The organism is Pseudovibrio sp. Ad26 (assembly GCF_001623285.1).
GTDB classification, from domain to species: Bacteria; Pseudomonadota; Alphaproteobacteria; order Rhizobiales; family Stappiaceae; genus Pseudovibrio; species Pseudovibrio ascidiaceicola.
In genome coordinates this window covers 391,346-407,971 of record NZ_LMCE01000146.1, presented here as the reverse complement: position 1 = coordinate 407,971, position 16,626 = coordinate 391,346, and the positions used below count along the sequence as shown (strand labels likewise).

The 16,626-nt window shown below is 49.0% G+C and carries 11 protein-coding genes; 10 read left to right on the top strand and 1 reads right to left on the bottom strand.

Features of this window, described 5'->3' with window-relative positions; genetic code table 11:
• Positions 1-831 precede the first annotated feature (831 nt).
• The 9 genes from PsAD26_RS25620 (at position 832) to PsAD26_RS25580 (ending at position 10,116) form a co-directional block, all read left to right on the top strand.
• Entirely contained in the window at positions 832-1,092 is a 261-nt protein-coding gene (locus PsAD26_RS25620; RefSeq protein ID WP_063312646.1) for a chaperone NapD, read from the top strand.
• Positions 1,093-1,105: 13 nt separating this feature from the next.
• Positions 1,106-3,595 carry a nitrate reductase catalytic subunit NapA gene (napA, locus tag PsAD26_RS25615; protein ID WP_063312645.1) on the top strand — a complete coding sequence of 830 codons (2,490 nt, stop codon included), beginning with the start codon at positions 1,106-1,108 and terminating at the stop codon, positions 3,593-3,595.
• A 32-nt stretch (positions 3,596-3,627) separates the two neighbouring features.
• On the top strand, positions 3,628-4,428 hold the full coding sequence (gene napG, locus PsAD26_RS25610; RefSeq protein WP_063300194.1) for a ferredoxin-type protein NapG: 801 nt from the start codon (positions 3,628-3,630) through the stop codon (positions 4,426-4,428).
• Positions 4,425-5,354, top strand: coding sequence for a quinol dehydrogenase ferredoxin subunit NapH (gene napH, locus PsAD26_RS25605; RefSeq protein ID WP_063312644.1), 930 nt, complete (start codon positions 4,425-4,427; stop codon positions 5,352-5,354). Before napG ends, napH begins: the two co-directional genes overlap by 4 nt.
• Positions 5,351-5,794 (top strand): nitrate reductase cytochrome c-type subunit, encoded by a 444-nt coding sequence (locus PsAD26_RS25600; protein ID WP_208985858.1) that lies wholly within the window; start codon positions 5,351-5,353, stop codon positions 5,792-5,794. Before napH ends, PsAD26_RS25600 begins: the two co-directional genes overlap by 4 nt.
• Positions 5,795-5,822: 28 nt before the next feature.
• Positions 5,823-6,467 (top strand): NapC/NirT family cytochrome c, encoded by a 645-nt coding sequence (locus PsAD26_RS25595; protein WP_063312643.1) that lies wholly within the window; start codon positions 5,823-5,825, stop codon positions 6,465-6,467.
• Positions 6,468-6,793: 326 nt separating this feature from the next.
• On the top strand, positions 6,794-8,866 hold the full coding sequence (locus PsAD26_RS25590; RefSeq protein WP_063312642.1) for a TonB-dependent receptor: 2,073 nt from the start codon (positions 6,794-6,796) through the stop codon (positions 8,864-8,866).
• Positions 8,867-8,920: 54 nt separating this feature from the next.
• On the top strand, positions 8,921-9,292 hold the full coding sequence (locus PsAD26_RS25585; protein ID WP_063312641.1) for a hypothetical protein: 372 nt from the start codon (positions 8,921-8,923) through the stop codon (positions 9,290-9,292).
• Positions 9,293-9,351: 59 nt separating this feature from the next.
• Positions 9,352-10,116: an SDR family NAD(P)-dependent oxidoreductase gene (locus PsAD26_RS25580; RefSeq protein ID WP_063312640.1), complete on the top strand. Its 765-nt coding sequence runs from the start codon at positions 9,352-9,354 to the stop codon at positions 10,114-10,116.
• An 8-nt stretch (positions 10,117-10,124) separates the two neighbouring features.
• On the opposite strand, the gene PsAD26_RS25575 is transcribed toward PsAD26_RS25580, so the two are convergent.
• Complete coding sequence (locus PsAD26_RS25575) at positions 10,125-10,724, bottom strand: hypothetical protein (RefSeq protein WP_063312639.1); 600 nt, start codon at positions 10,722-10,724, stop codon at positions 10,125-10,127.
• A gap of 1,057 nt (positions 10,725-11,781) precedes the next feature.
• On the opposite strand from PsAD26_RS25575, the gene PsAD26_RS25570 reads away from it, so the two are divergent.
• Entirely contained in the window at positions 11,782-16,614 is a 4,833-nt protein-coding gene (locus PsAD26_RS25570; RefSeq protein WP_063312638.1) for a hypothetical protein, read from the top strand.
• The last annotated feature ends 12 nt before the right edge of the window (positions 16,615-16,626 follow it).

Genomic DNA, 16,626 nt, shown 5'->3' with positions numbered 1-16,626 from the left:
CACTCGTTCTGCAAAGTGCTCTGGCCTTCAGAAAAGCAATACAAAATTTCAGCTTTAAAATAGTTGGTTTCAGGCCTGAATTTTGAGGTGCTCTGATGAACGCACTGACTTTACTTCAGGAATCACTAAATTAGTTTAGTTTGAAGTAATTTGAAATATGGATAAAAGCTAAATTATCACGGAAACGTGAGATGTAAACTCAAGTTAAATTTAAATCTTGAGTTATTCGTACTAGTATTTCTGAAGCATTCAATTTGATTGCAATCAAAATACAAAAGTAATCTCGTTGATATATTTTTCTCAGTTCAGTTGAAAAGTTGATTCTATCATGCAAACGCAGATGGGAAGGCGGCATTTTCTTGGTATGTCCAAGTATGCGGAGGATAAGCCGTGTCCGCCTTACAGTATTGGTAAAGTTGAATTTTCCGGTGTATGCACCGGTTGCGGTGACTGTGTTTCGGCGTGTCCTGAAAAGATCCTTCGAATTTCTGAGCGGAGTAGGTTGGCTGTTGTCGATTTTGGAGTGGGACCCTGCACCTTCTGTGAAGCGTGCGTCGACGTTTGCAAAGAGGGAGCACTGGTCAAGACCGGAGCCGCACCTTGGGCAATGAAAGCAACGATCGGCTCTAACTGCCTTTCTTATCAAAAGATTGCGTGCCGGGCTTGCGCTGACTTTTGTGAGTTGAGGGCAATCCGATTTCATCTTGGCCTGGGTGGCCAGCAAATTCCTGATTTGGACAGTGAAGCCTGTACCGGGTGCGGTGCCTGCCTTGTTGCCTGTCCCAATGGATCCATCGAAATGCGCGAAATTAAACTCCAAGAGGAGGTTCTATGAACATTTGTGGCGTTCTCGTTAGTTGTTTAGCGGGACAAACCCAAGAGGTTTCTGAAGCATTGTCCGCCCTGCCGGGCGTGGAAGTTCATATCACCAAAGAGGATACAAGCCAGCTCGTTGTGACTGCAGAGGATACGGAAGAGTCCTTCGCTGATCAGCAGGTGCTAGAAATTCACCGGACGCCGGGCGTCGTATCCGCTGCACTTACCTATCATCAATTCGAACCAAACACCGACCCTGACTTGAAGGCGGCCTAACGGGAGGCAAAACATGTCAATCACGGCATCTCGCAGAGATATTATAAAGTCAGCAGCGGTTGCAGCAACTGCTTCTGCGGCTGGCATCGCTTTACCAAAGTCCGCCGGGGCTCAGGGAAAAGCCTCCGATATACGCTGGGACAAGGCTGTTTGCCGCTTTTGCGGAACAGGCTGCTCTCTCCTTGTAGGTGTTAAAGACGACCGTGTTGTCGCCACACAAGGTGATCCTGATGCGCCAGTGAACCGCGGCTTGAACTGTATCAAGGGCTACTTCCTTTCCAAGATCATGTACGGCAAGGATCGCCTGACAACGCCGCTTCTTCGCAAAACCGCTGGCGTTTATGACAAGCATGGTGAGTTTGAGCCTGTTTCCTGGGATGAAGCTTTCACTGTCATGTCCGAGAAGTTCAAGGACGCATTGAAGGAAAAAGGCCCAACTGCAGTTGGTATGTTTGGCTCTGGTCAGTGGACCATCTGGGAAGGTTACGCTGCTTCCAAGTTTATGAAAGCTGGTCTGCGTTCCAACAACATTGATCCGAATGCCCGCCATTGCATGGCATCGGCTGTGGCTGCTTTCATTCGTACCTTCGGTATTGATGAGCCAATGGGTTGTTATGATGACATGGAGCTCGCCGATGCATTCGTGCTTTGGGGCTCGAACATGGCTGAGATGCACCCAATCCTTTGGTCACGTATTACCGATACCCGTCTGACCAAGCCGGGCTGTGAAGTTCATGTGCTCTCCACCTTCGAGCATCGTTGTTTTGAACTTGCTGACAACGGCATGGTGTTTACGCCACAGACGGATCTGGTGATCCTCAACTTCATCGCCAACTACATCATTGAAAATGATGCGGTGAACTGGGACTTCGTCAACAAGCACGTCAACATCACCAAAACCGCGACAGATATCGGTTACGGTTTGCGTCCGAATGATCCGCGCGAGCAGGCTGCCGAAAATGCAGGCTCCGGTAAGATCTCCAAGATTGACTTTGAGGAATATAAGCAGCTCGTTTCCAAGTATACGCTTGAGTATGCAGAAGAAATGTCTGGCGTTCCGGCTGAAAAGCTTCTGAAGCTGGCGAAGATCTATGCTGATCCTAACCGCAAGGTTATGTCTCTTTGGACAATGGGCTTTAATCAGCACTCACGCGGCAGCTGGGTGAACAGCCTTTGCTACAACATTCATCTTCTCACTGGTAAGATCTCTGAGCCTGGCAATGGTCCATTTTCTCTGACGGGTCAGCCATCTGCATGTGGTACTGCCCGTGAGGTTGGAACATTTGCGCACCGTCTGCCTGCAGACATGGTGGTCAAAAATCCGAAGCACCGTGAAATCTGTGAGACTGCCTGGAAAATTCCTGAAGGAACAATTCCTGCCAAGCCTGGTTACCATGCAGTTCTGCATCACCGCATGCTTAAAGATGGCAAGCTGAATGCCTATTGGGTTCAGTGCACGAACAACCTGCAAGCAGCCCCTAATATGAATGAGGAAGGCTGGCCGGGGTATCGTAATCCTGAGAACTTCATTGTTGTCTCTGATCCATACCCAACCGTTACAGCAATGGCTGCTGATCTTATTCTGCCAACGGCCATGTGGGTGGAAAAAGAAGGAGCCTATGGTAACGCAGAGCGCCGTACCCAGTTCTGGCGTCAGCAGGTGAAAGCTCCGGGTGAAGCCATGTCAGATGTCTGGCAGGTTATGGAGTTCTCCAAGTACTTCAAGACAGAGGAAGTCTGGCCTGAAGAACAGCTCGCCAAAATGCCTGAGTTGCGCGGCAAGACACTCTTTGAAGTGCTTTATGCAAACGGTGTTGTCGATAAGTTCCCGGTCTCTGAAGTCAAAGAAGGCTTCAATAACCATGAATCCGAAGACTTCGGCTTCTACGTTCAAAAAGGACTGTTTGAAGAATACGCCGGATTTGGGCGTGGTCATGCGCACGACTTGGCTGACTTTGACGTCTACCACAAAGCACGCGGTCTCCGCTGGCCAGTGGTTGATGGCAAGGAAACACTTTATCGCTTCCGCGAAGGATACGATCCTTACGTTAAAAAAGGCGAGGGCGTTAAATTCTACGGTAAGCCTGATGGTAAGGCGAACATCATCTTTGCGCCTTATGAACCGCCAGCAGAAGTGCCAGACAACGAGTACGACCTCTGGCTCTGCACCGGGCGTGTGCTGGAACATTGGCATACAGGTTCCATGACTCAGCGCGTCCCTGAGCTTCACCGGGCATTCCCGTCTGCTGTTCTGTTCATGCATCCGCAAGATGCACGGGAACGCGGCCTTCGTAGAGGGCAGGAAGTCACTATCTCTACTCGTCGTGGTGAAGTGCTGACGCGGCTTGAAACCAGAGGCCGGAACAAGGTTCCAAAAGGCTTGGTTTACATGCCTTTCTTCGATGCAAACCAGTTGGCCAACAAGCTTACACTTGATGCCACTTGTCCGATTTCGAAAGAAACCGACTACAAAAAGTGCGCTTGTAAGGTGGAAAGCGCTTAGAGCAACCCTCTGAGCAGCAATGGATAAGAACCATGTCTGATCTCAAAAAGACAGGCCTCAGCAGTGCAAAGCGTCGCCAGTTTCTTGGCGACGCGGCCCGCACAGCGTGTGGCTGCGCTGTTGCTGCGACGTTTCTGACGGTCTATCAGGCGCAGGCTAAGGCTTTTCCCGCCGACGCCATCAGACCGCCCGGAGCTCTTCCTGAAGATGAGTTTTTGAGTGCGTGTGTGCGATGCGGACTGTGTGTTCGCGATTGCCCATATGACACGCTGAAACTCGCCGAGCTTGGTGAAACTGGCCCGGCAACAGGAACGCCATACTTTACAGCCCGCGATGTGCCTTGTGAAATGTGTGAGGATATTCCTTGTGTTGCTGCCTGTCCGACAGGAGCACTGGATCATTCTCTTACTGATATCGATGATGCTGATATGGGTGTGGCTGTTCTGATCGATCAGGAGAACTGCCTCAACTTCCTCGGTTTGCGGTGTGAGGTTTGTTATCGGGTTTGCCCGCTGATTGATGAAGCGATCACGCTCGAAATGACACCAAACACGCGGACCGGTAGTCACGCAGTCTTTTCGCCAACAGTCTATGCAGACGTCTGCACAGGCTGTGGCAAATGTGAGAAGTCGTGTGTTCTGCCGGAATCTGCGATCAAGGTTCTTCCTCGCCGCATTGCCAGAGCTGAGAGTGCTGAGCACTACCGGCTTGGTTGGGAGGAAAAAGCCAAGGCAGGAAATGCGTTGGTACCCGGTGTGATTGATCTACCTGATCGTGTGCCGGATGCTGGTGGATTTGAGCCCGTATTCCAGCCAGGGAAGGGGCGGCCATGACTACTCATGCATTAGACGCTCATGTACCAAAAGAGAAGAAGAGAAGCTGGGTGCTGCGCAACAGATTTCTGTTGCTCAGACGGAGCACGCAATTGCTCATTCTGGCTCTCTTCCTTGCAGGGCCATGGGCTGGCCTCTGGATTGTTAAAGGAACTCTGACCTCCAGCATGACGCTGGATATCCTTCCTCTGACAGATCCGTTCCTGCTGCTGCAGACTATGGTGACAGGACATTGGCCTGAACTGACAGGTTTGATTGGTGTTGCCCTTGTGGTTGGCTTCTATGCCGTCTTTGGCGGTCGGCTGTATTGCTCATGGGTTTGTCCCATGAATGTGGTGACCGACAGTGCCAATTGGCTGCATCGCAAGCTTGATCTGAAGAAAGGATGGCAGCCGAAAAAGCATACCCGATATTGGGTGCTGGCAATGACGCTGCTGGTTGCTGCCGGATCTGGCTCTCTTGCTTATGAGCTGGTTAATCCTGTGACCTTGCTGCACCGCGGATTGGTGTTCGGCATGGGGTTTGCCTGGGCTGCGGTGCTGATGGTGTTCTTGTTCGACACCTTTGTGTCCCGGCATGGCTGGTGTGGGCATCTTTGTCCTATGGGAGCTGTCTATGGGCTGCTCAACACCAGGAGCTTGCTGCGGGTTTCTGCAAAAAACCGGGATGCCTGTGATGACTGTATGGACTGCTTCGAGGTTTGCCCTGAGATCCACGTGATCTCTCCGGCTTTACGAGGCAAAGGGGATGACACCCCGCTGATTGTAAATCGAGACTGCACGTCTTGTGGTCGCTGTATCGACGTATGCGATCTGGATGTTTTCAGTTTCACCCATCGTTTCGATACTCAACTTATTCAACCTACTTCAATCGAACCGGGCCCCCGCGATCCGGTCACGACCAAAGCTATGGGAGGTCACAAATGAAAACGGGAGTGCCTTGGAAGGCTATCACCATTATGGCGGTTATGCACCTTACCGGCTTTGCTGCCTTGAACGCACATGCAGAGGGGGTAAAGTCACTGAGGGGTGTACAGGTTGATGAACCTGTCTTCGTCGAGCCGATTGCTCGTCCGCAAAATACTCGGGTGAACCGTGAGTTTCGCCAGCAACCACCATTGGTGCCACACAAGACTGAGGCTTATCAGGTTGATCTGAAAGTCAACCAATGCCTGACGTGCCACGACTGGGCGAATGCAGGTGAGAAAAAAGCACCAACCCTGTCCATGACACATTATGCAGACCGTGAAGGACGTCAGCTGGACCGAGTTGCAGGTACACGCTGGTTCTGCACGCAATGCCATGTTCCTCAAGTCGATGCTGATCCATTGGTGGAGAATGAATTTACTCCGTCAAGCGAACGCTAGATGGCACTTCTGACTGGAGGAATTTAATATGAGCAATCAAGGCGCTATTCCCAGTAATGATCAGGGACCTGGCTTGTTCAAACGGATCTGGCGGTTTTTGAGGCATCCTGCAACGACAATTTCTGCAGGCGCTCTGTTGCTGATTGGTGTTGTTGTCGGTGTGGTTTTTTGGGGTAGTTTCAACTGGTCCATGGAGATGACAAATACCGAAGAGTTCTGCATCGGCTGTCATGAGATGGAAGCAAATGTTTATGCGGAATATACCGAAACAGCCCATTATGCGAATGCATCTGGTGTACGGGCAACGTGCCCAGACTGCCATGTGCCGAAAGAGTGGGTGCACAAGGTGGTTCGCAAAGTACAAGCTTCCAGAGAGCTATATCACAAAGCTCTGGGCTCCATCGATAGTCCGGAGAAGTTTGAGGAGAAACGTCTTCAACTGGCAACCAATGTTTGGACTGCAATGAAGAAAACTGACAGCCGCGAGTGCCGCAACTGTCATGAATTCAACTCCATGGACTTCGTTCTTCAGGAAGGTCGTGCCTCTGCCGCTCACTCTGATGCATTCAAGGAAGGCAAGACCTGTATTGATTGCCACCAGGGCATCGCTCACAGCCTACCAGCCAACGCGCTGGAAGCTTACAAAGAGAAAGTCTCTGCTGTTTATGATTAGGCATCGCTTAGGCTAATTGCATGGGACGCTAGAGTAGTAACCCACCTTTGAGAGTTCTCGAAGGTGGGTTTTTCTTTACTCCTACCAAAGTAAGTGAAGCGAATCAGCTGTTGAAGAAACTGCTGATTGTCATCTGCTCGAAGCTCTCATCTGTGTCGTTGCTTGATCCAAATCAAATGAGGCAAGGAGAAGCAGCCTGAGATGTGTTTAAAATGACACAAATATGAGTATTTTACTCATGTATTTTACTTAGGTGGACATTTTTACATTGATAGATTTCTCAACTCAATAATATGAGTAATTAACTCATATTAAAGGTTGTAGGGATGTCCAAGGGTTTTGTCTCCGGCTTGATGACCGGAATCTGCTATCTTGCACTGCAGTCAGGTGCATATTCTCAGGAGCAAACAGAGCCACAAGAGCTCGGGCCAATTGTCGTCACAGCTTCGCGTAGTGAGCAAAGTCTGGATGAGGTCACCCGCTCCGTCGCTGTGGTTGAAAGCGAGCAGATTGAGCGATCTGTTGCGGATAGCGTAACTGAAGTTCTGCGTGATGTGCCTGGTATTAAGATTATCGATAGCAAGGTTGCAGGTATGAAGCGGATCAGCATTCGTGGTGAAGAGTCTTCGCGAAATGTTGTGCTCGTAGATGGGCAAGAGATCTCTGATCACACTTCTTATGGTGCTGTATTCCTGATTTCTCCGTCTGATATCGAACGCGTTGAAGTCGTGAAAGGGCCGGGCTCGGTCCTACATGGCTCAAAAGCTATCGGCGGCGTTGTAAATATTATCACTAAGAAGGGTGCCGATCGTGCCGTGCAGGTTGAGGTCGGAACAGCCTTCGATTCCTCTACTGATGGTATTACGGGTTTCAGCTCAGCTGCTGGTACTGTTGATCAGTGGGACTATCGGTTTTCTGCTAGCAAATCCAAACATGGTGATCGCGAAACAGCAGATGGTACGCTGGAAGGCAGTGCTTTTGAGAACCAGAGTGTAACTGCCTATGTTGGTTATACTGGTGAACAACACAAATTTAGTATCAAGGCTGAGCGATTTGAGCAGGAAAGTGAGGTTTACACTGATCCGGCGAGCATCGGAAGTACGATGCGGCACTTTGATATGGACTTGCCAAAGCGTGATCGGTCTAAAGTTGGGTTATTCTATGACTTTACTGATGTAAATGAGAGTATTGCTAAGATCCAGTTAGATGGATATGTCCAGCAGATTGATCGTGTGGCTCTGGTAGACTATGAGCTAGCCCCTTCTGGAGCCGTTATGAAGCGTAAGAATAAGACTGAGAGCAAACTGCTTACATTCGGTCTGAATGGGCAGATTGATCTGACCCTGTTTGATAACGTGTTGACCTCAATCGGCTTCCAAGCTGTCCAAGATCAGTTGGATAAAGATAGCTTCAGTACTGGAACGAATACTTTCGGCATTCCTGGACCTGTTTTCCCGGTGAATATTACAGAGCGAGATGAGGCCAAACTTACGACTTTGTCTGCGTTCCTTCAAAATGAGTGGGATCTGAATGATGATCTTACGCTGACCGCTGGTGGCCGTTATTACTTCGTCACTAGTGAGAATAAAGGTACAGCGGGTGATCGTGATGAGAGTGATCAGGCATTTGTGGGGGCCTTGGGTGTAAACTATACGGGCTTTGAGAATTTTGCACTAAGAGCGCATGTGTCTCAGGGATATGTATATCCGACACTCCTACAAAGTACGCTGGGCTCAGTATTTTCTCCTGCTGGAAAAATTTATGGCAATGCTGACCTTGATCCGGAAACGTCAGTGACCGCAGAGATTGGTGCGCGTTACGACGGCGGGAACTTGATTGTTGATGCGAGCGCGTTTTATACCGATGCGAAGGATTACATCACATCGGTTAATTGTGATGCAGCAGTTCATGGTTCAAAGTGTACTGCAAACTCAGATATTTACGTGAATATTGATGCGGCTAAGACCTGGGGTCTTGAACTTGCTGCTTCCTATCAGTTTGCTGAGCTGGCAGTCACTCCATATGCCAATATCACTTTGATGCGGCGTCAATTTAGCTCTGGAGCAACCAACACCTTTGATACAGACACGCCGTTGGTATCTGGCCGTTTAGGCGTGATGAAGTCTTGGGCCTTTGATAACGGCGTTGAAGCCTATGCTGATCTTTACAGTCGATTCTCCAGCGAGCATCGGCAGAAGAGTAGCAGTGGTATTGATGAAGAGGATGGTTTTGCCACGCTTAACCTAGCAGGCGGCTTTTCCTACGACTTCGATGAAAAGCGCACGTTAAAAATGCAAGCAGCTGTCGAGAACATCTTTGACCAAGACTATAAACCGTCTGTCGAAGAACTAACTGCACCGGGCCGGGCGTTTAAACTTTCTGCGAGTGTCATCTTCTAATTTTCAAAGCCCTGCCCTTATTGCGGCGGGGCTGTATTTAAAGGATATCATCACATGAAAACCGTGCTTCTCATGTTTCTGCTAAGCTCAGCGGGGGCGAATGGTGAGGTGGGTGCTTCCTACGTTGAAAAAGACAGTGTTGAGGAATGTCAGCAAGGCATTGTTGCGCTGAAAGAAATTTTAGCGGAGCCACGCTTTAAGATCCATTATGCTGGTTGCCACCAAAGCTCTGCCCATATCTCCGAGTTTGAACATCCGGGTGCTGATGATGAAGGCGATAAGCCGGAGCGGTTCGTTTATCTCAACAGGATAGAAGAAGGTCAGTTGCTCGTTTCTGAGGCTGATAGCCTTTCCAGTTGTGAGGCGAGTATAAACAAAGGCGAGAGTTGGTGCGCTGTGAGCACGCAGAAGTTGTTGCGGCAGTAGTTAGACCTATGCTTTGCTCCTCCCATGTGAATTCTAATGTTGCTTTGGGGGGAGTGCGAATGACATCTCAAGAAAAGACAGTCTGGATTATTGGGGCAACTTCAGGGATTGGTGAGGAGCTTTGTAAGCTTTATGCGGATGATGGCTGGCAAGTTGTTGTGAGTGGCCGCCGCGTTGAGCGACTTGAGACGCTGAAAGAAACCTATGCTGGGGTGACGAGCTTACCGCTCGATGTGACGGATAATGAACAGATAGTTCAAGCCGCCCACGACTTTGGTGAAAATGCCAGCCTGCCTGATTTGACACTTTATTGCGCTGGCGTCTTCCACATTGGTGGCCTTTCGACGCTAACTGACGACGTGTGCGTCAATGCGATGGACACGAACTATTTCGGTGCAGTGCGGACCATACATAACTTGTTCCCACTGCTGAAAGAACGTGGCTCCGGGCAAATTGCCATTATTTCCTCGCTGAGCGGGTATGGAGGGCTGCCTTACGCTGCAAGTTATGGCCCTACAAAAGCTGCGCTCATCAATCTTTGTGAAGCGCTTAAGCCGAGTTTTGACCGGGCGAACCTCTCTCTTTCTGTTATCAATCCCGGGTTTGTAAAGACCGCGATGACTGAAAATAGCAAGTTGCCTATGCCTTTTATCGTGAGTGCAGAAGGGGCTGCCAAACGGATCAAGAAAGGGCTTGACCGTAAGAGCTTTGAGATTGCGTTCCCGTTTCCGCTTGTTGCGGCTTTGAAACTGCTTCGGTTTGTCCCTTATTGGGCATATTTCCGACTGGTTGGTCTTACAGCGGGTAAGCGAAATTCTTCATAGAGATAAGATTAGGAAGGTTGGAGATGGGGTGATCTCTGACCCTCCTTGGTTTCAGGTGCATGTGTCATTGCTTGCTGTAGCTCGGGTAGAAATGCCCAGATCTCTCGGTTGAGTTTCACAAGCTTCTCGATTGCATTTCCCATTTGTGTGATGCGCGCGTCGTCCACTGCCTTGATTTCACCGAGCTGGATCTGTCCGTTCTTGCGTTGGATGCGCATGGAATGGGTATGCGTGATTTCGCCTTGCTGGTTCTGTTTGAAAGTTGCGTGGCTAAACTCATTTCTTAGCCGGGTACTTTCGTTGAAGATGCGAAGAATGCGACGTAGCTTCTTTTTCAAAGCCACATCTTTCAGCTTTGCGTCGGCAAGACGTTCTATCAGCTCCAGCCTTGCTCTCGTTGTGTTGAGAGTGCCGAAGACTAGTGTTGCGGTGAGTTCGTCGGTCTGCATGAGATGCTGCAGGATGTAGATGAACGTGCTCTCATTGTTGGACCAGCTATAATTGATGTTCCCAATCAAAGCGAACAGGAGGTTGCGCCGCCCGGCTTTGTTGGGTGCAATTCTATCAAGCTCGTCAAAGTCAGGTGAATGGGAGATTTGATCGTGCATAAAGCGCGCCTGTCTGAGAATACTCGTTTTACAGCCTATAATTACGTTTCTAACGCTAGGGTAGCAAAGCTAAGGCGTTATTTATAGAGCGTGACGGGCAGGTTTTGCTTGGTGACTCTTTGATTGAACGTCTGAGGAGTGTTGGTGAAGTAAATGAGGCTTAGATTTGATGATTCCTGAGATTTAAAGGAGCATAAGCCACAGTGACTGAAGATATTCTTGAATTACCTGTGAAGAAATTTATGCGATGTGGGATGTGTATTACTGGGCGGATTGTGTCTTTAAATTAGAGTATCGCGTTCTTTTATTAGTCGGCAAAGTTTGGTTATAAACCTATAACTTTTACACTCAAACAGTGTTTAAGCTACCTTGAGAATTCACTGCATATTACATAGGTCACTGAAAACCTATTTCTTGATCAGGTTGCTATGTGATTTAGATGACACTGTCATTATTGAGACCAATAAACACTTCCCTGTTAGGAGTGCCTACCTGTTTTTTAGTGATATTTAAAACAATAATTTGCAAATACTAACGTTAATTAATTATTAATATCCTAGAATGCCATAGTAATTATTGTCTAGTTCAATTGAATGTATTGTTGATTGTTACCAGATATTACTCTTGGTTTGTCTGTTTTTTAGGCCGTGGTATAGCTTCCGCCGCTTCCAAGAAGAATATTATTTCTTATTTATTGGAAGTTTTGTTTGGAGGAATGGAGTCTATTCGTTTTAGCAAGAGCATTTAGTTAGTAATTAAGCCAGAATTCCAGAACCAGCGCATATTTTATCGGTTACTTCGTTTTCTGAAGCCGACGTGTTGTTTAGCGTACAGATTTTACATTTGTGCGATCTGGAATCTTGCGTCCAAATTCGGGGTTATCCGAGTTTATAAGCCATGTGCTTGTTCTGATCTTTGATCAAAAAGCTAAATCGAAAAGACAGCCTTCAAATCATGGAATGAAACATTTTTTCAATCCTCAGGAGAACCTGTGGCAACCAGCTGACGCAAATGATCGGCTTCTTGCAGGGCAGTTCTCCGAATATTTGGAGACGATATGTCTGGTTACAATCCATTTACTGATGGCACTGATACGCGTATCCGCGCGGAACAGGATAACACGCTCGGTGATAAGGATGTCGTTGAGCACAATGGTGACAGTAGCGCTGAGGTGCTTAATGACGGTTCGTTAGATCAAGAGGTCTTAGTGAACCGTGATGATCTGATTGATACAATTGCACAGGCTGGCGATGGCATTCAGGATATTAACGCTGCACTACAGATTGGCGACGACCTGACCGTTGATGCGAGCTCTTCCGCTTCAGCGAATGGCCAAGGTGTTGCGCTTGCCTTTGATCAGGGTATCGCGACCGGTGCGAACCTGCAGAGCAACGATGTCTCCGGCAGTGTAACTGGTGGAAATTTTGATGCATCTTCAGTTGGTGGTGACGGAACCGGTGTGAATGCGCATCAAGCCGGTGCGACTGCAGAAGATAATGACACAGACACACTCCTTCGTGCAAACCAGTCCAATTTCGCGAATGATCTTGATACGCTCGACAATGTTACAGTTACGAACGACGGTAATGCTGAACAGCGTGTGAAAGTGAAAGGCGGCGACGCTGACTCCGGGAACGGCATCATTGGTGCTGGACCAACTGATATTGCTGGCTCTAACGTTGGTGTTGGCGATGATGAAAGCATCACTGGTTCTACTGCTGCGCAAGCAGATGCTTCTGGCCTGGCGCGGAGCTTTAATCAGACACTACAGACTGGCAGCAACCAACAGGGCAACAATGTCGATCTATCGATCACAGGTTCAGATGTAGATGTTTCTGGTGCTGGTGGATCTGGTGCGGAAGCTGTTGTCGGTGGGACTGACTACACTTCTGGTAACTCAGATACCAACACTCGTGGGCGTGTCACTCAGTCGAATGAACTGAATGATGGCGTTGGTAGTGGTTTTGGTGGTGGCAACATTGACGGTGCTATTGCAAATCCTGAAGTTGCCAATCTTGATGACTCTTTGCAGGTTGTTAAAGCCAAAGCAGGTAATGCATCTAGTGATGATGGCATCAATTCAATTGACCATATCGGATCATCTGCGTCTGTTGGTGGTGACGGAAGTGTAAGCGGCAGTGCTGTTGCATCTGCTTCAGTAAGCGCTGTTGGTGTTGGTTTTCAACAAGATATTTCTGCAGGCAGCAATGCCCAAGGCAACTCTGCAAGTCTTAACATTACAGGTACTGGCGTTGGCCAGGCGACCTCTGGTGAAGATAATGCGACCGCCGGTATTCAAGTTGATGCTAGTGCCAATCCTCAATATAAAGATTCTGAAACTGGCACGAATGCTCGGTTTAATCAGTCTAATGATGCTTACGATGCCGACGCAGTTTTAGATCCTAGTCTTCATAATGAGGGACATTCCACTCAGAAGGTTGAAGCCTACGGTGATGATGCGACCGCTGGTGACGGTATTGACATGAATGGTGGCCGCCTAGGTGCGGAACACGTAGTCGATGATGGTTCCATCACTGGTTCGACGCTTGCCAAGTCTGACGCTTTGGGCGTTGCTGCAAGCTTTGAACAGAAAGTCAGCACTGGTGGTAACTCACAAAGTAATGCCTCTGAGTTAGGTGTAACTGGAGCAAATCAGGTTACTGCTTCTGCTGGTGAGGACGGTGCCACTGCGTCTCTAAATGCTGACAACCCATCAGTTTACGGCGATCACAGAACTGGGACACGCACTGAAAGTAATCAGTCTAACGCGCTTGGCGATAAAGATGAGATTGATGATGCGAATGTTTGGAATGAGCACGATAGCTCACAAAGTGCAGATGTAACTGGCGGCATCTCGAATGCTGGTAACGGTATCTCGTTTGATTCTGGTACTTCTGCTGCAGTGCATAGTAACTTTGACATGAGTGGATCTGCTGCGGCTTCTGCAAATGCTCAAGGTGTCGCACAGTCCTTTACGCAATCATTGACCACAGGCGGAAACGCCCAAGGTAACTCTGCTGAAGTCTCTGTGACTGGCGCAGAAATGACGGCCTCGATTGCTGGTGAAGACAATGCTGGTGCTGCTGCAGGCCCTGTTTCGCTTTTGGCTGGCAGTGGTGACACCAACACAAACACCCGATCCTTCCAGTCTCAAGAAAATGAGATGTACGAAGGCGACACTTTGTTCAGCCCTGATGTCATCAACACTGGTGGAGCAGATGCGGTGCAAACCGTCACAGTTGATGCTGGCAGTGCGACCGCAGGTAACGGTATTGAAGCTCTTGGTGGTAATCTCGGTCCTGATACCGTTGGTGATGATAGCTCCATCTCCGGCAGTGCTTCTGCAAGTGCGAATGGTGTAGGCGCTGCGATCAACTTTGGGCAAACGCTCAAAACTGGTGGCAATGCTCAATCAAACTCTGTCGATGTCGATATTACTGGTGGTAACAAAGCTGTTGCAGCAGCTGGTGAGAGCGGAGCTACTGCTGGGTCTGAGCCGATTGCACCTGTCGATCATGACACCACAACAACCTCGTGGAGTGATCAGAGCAATCAGCTTGGTGATGTTGATGAAATCGAGCATGCGGACGTCACTAACTGGGGCCATAGCACTCAGAGTGTTGATGTAGACGGTGGAACTGCTTCCTCTGGAGCTGGTATTGTTCAGACTGGTGGTAGCTCAACCAACATTGATGGAAATGAGAGCATCTCAGGCTCCAGTTCAGCATCTGCTGACGCGACAGGTGTTGCTCAGTCCTTCACTCAGACGCAGTTGACAGGTGGTAATGCTCAAAGCAACTCTGCATCTGTTTCTGTCACAGGCGCAGATGTAAATGTTGCTTCTGCTGGTCAGGACGTCGCGGAAGTAAACGGTACTTGGGTTGGAACTACGAACACCGATAGTTTTTCAGGTGGCCTACAAGGTAACACTGCTTACGATGGCGATACCATCTGGGATAGTGATGTTCGTAACTTCCATGATTCCACTCAAGATGTGACTGCTACTGGTGGAACTGCAACTGCTGGTGATGGCATTGCATCCAGTGGGGATGGTCAAATTGGTGCTCAAGGTGCTCCTGGTGTTGCGGAAGACAGCAGCATAAGTGGCCTTTCCAACGCTGGTGCTGATGCTACGGCTTCTGCAGCATCGTTTGAGCAGGTTCTTAGTTCAGGTAGCAATGGACAGAGCAATTCTTACGATGCAAGCATTGTAGGTGCGAACTCTGGCGTTGCTGCATCTGGCGAAGACAATGCAACACTTGGCCAGTTTGGTCAGGCAGCAGCTGCCGGTCAGTCTGATACCGACACAGCAGCTGGTGCGTGGCAGGAAAACACGCTTGGTGACAAGGATACCATTTCTGATGCTGATGTCGTAAATCGCGACATGGTTGATCAGGATGTCTCTGCTTCAGGCGGAACAGCCACAAGTGGTGCTGGCATCAGTGTTGCCGACTGGGATGGAGATGTTGGAGCTGCGAGTGTTGGAGATGACTCTTCCATCACTGGTGTTACGCAAGCAACTGCGGATGCGTCTGCTTCTGCGTCTTCCATGAACCAGAAGCTGTTTTCTGGTGGTAATGCTCAGAGTAATGATCTTGATCTGAGCGTAACTGGTGGAAGCAGTAATGTTCAGTCTGCCGGCGAAGACTCCAACGTAGCATTTGCATCTGTAACTGGTACTGGTCCAGCTAACAACGGCGGTGTAGATTCAACCGACTCCCTCCTTGGCGGGTATCAGAGCAATACCATTTATGATGGTGACAGTATTTCTGATGCGGATGTTGTTAACTACTCTAATGTTGAGCAGGATGTTACCGCAACAGGTGGTACTGCGAGTGCTGGTGTTGGTTCCGGTGGTATTGATGGCACAGATGTGAAGGGTGCGTTGAACGTTGGTGACAATGCTTCTCTCACTGGTAAAGCCTTGTCGTCTGCTGATGCTGTTGCGGAAGCCTCAGCATTCAACCAGGTAATATCTACCGGTGGTAATGCGCAGGTAAACTCTGCAGATGTCGATATTGTTGGAGACAACAAGAATGTCATCTCTGTTGGTGATGACAGTGAGGGTGGTGCTTCGAACTCAATTCGATCTGGCACCGTTGCTGGCAATGCTGACAGCCTTGCCTTGTTCTCACAAAACAACACTGCTGGTGACAATGATCACATTGACGAAGCCGATGTCGAAAACTTCGATGAGTTAACTCAGACTGTTACGGCAATTGGTGGTGATGCTGACTCTGGTGATGGTATTACAGATCCAGTGAGTTCGTTCGTTGCTAATGGTTCTGTTGGTGATGACTACACCGTGACTGCGGAAGCTGTTGCTTCTGCGGATGCTACGGCGAAGACATCTGCCTTTAACCAGAGCCTGTACTCAGGTGGTAACAAGCAGGTCAACTCGACTGAGCTGGATGTTACAGGTCAGAACGATACGCTTCTCTTCACAGGAGAAGATGACGGTCTGGGTGCATTGGACATCACACCTTCTGGCAGCCCAGATGTTGGTGGCGGCTTCTTTGGCAATCTGGATGCGAATGGCACTGACACCATCTTCGGTGCAGAGCAGGCAAATGCATTGTATGATCAAGATACGATCACCAATGTTGAAGTTCATAACCATGGAACGCTTGATCAGACTATCGTTGCTGATGGTGGTCAGGCCATGTCTGCGGATGGCATTCACGATGCAGAAAGTCTCTTCGACTTCGGTACTGGTGACGATTACAGCGTGACGGCTTCTACGGCTGCGACTGCTGATGCTCTGGGTGTGGCGAATGCCTTTAACCAGACTATCGTCATGGGTGCGAACGTTCAGGCCAATGCTGTTGATGTCAACGTCGTGGGCGGTTCCTCAACCGTGAACGTGGTTGGCGAAGACGACCTTGCATAATCCAAACTAAAC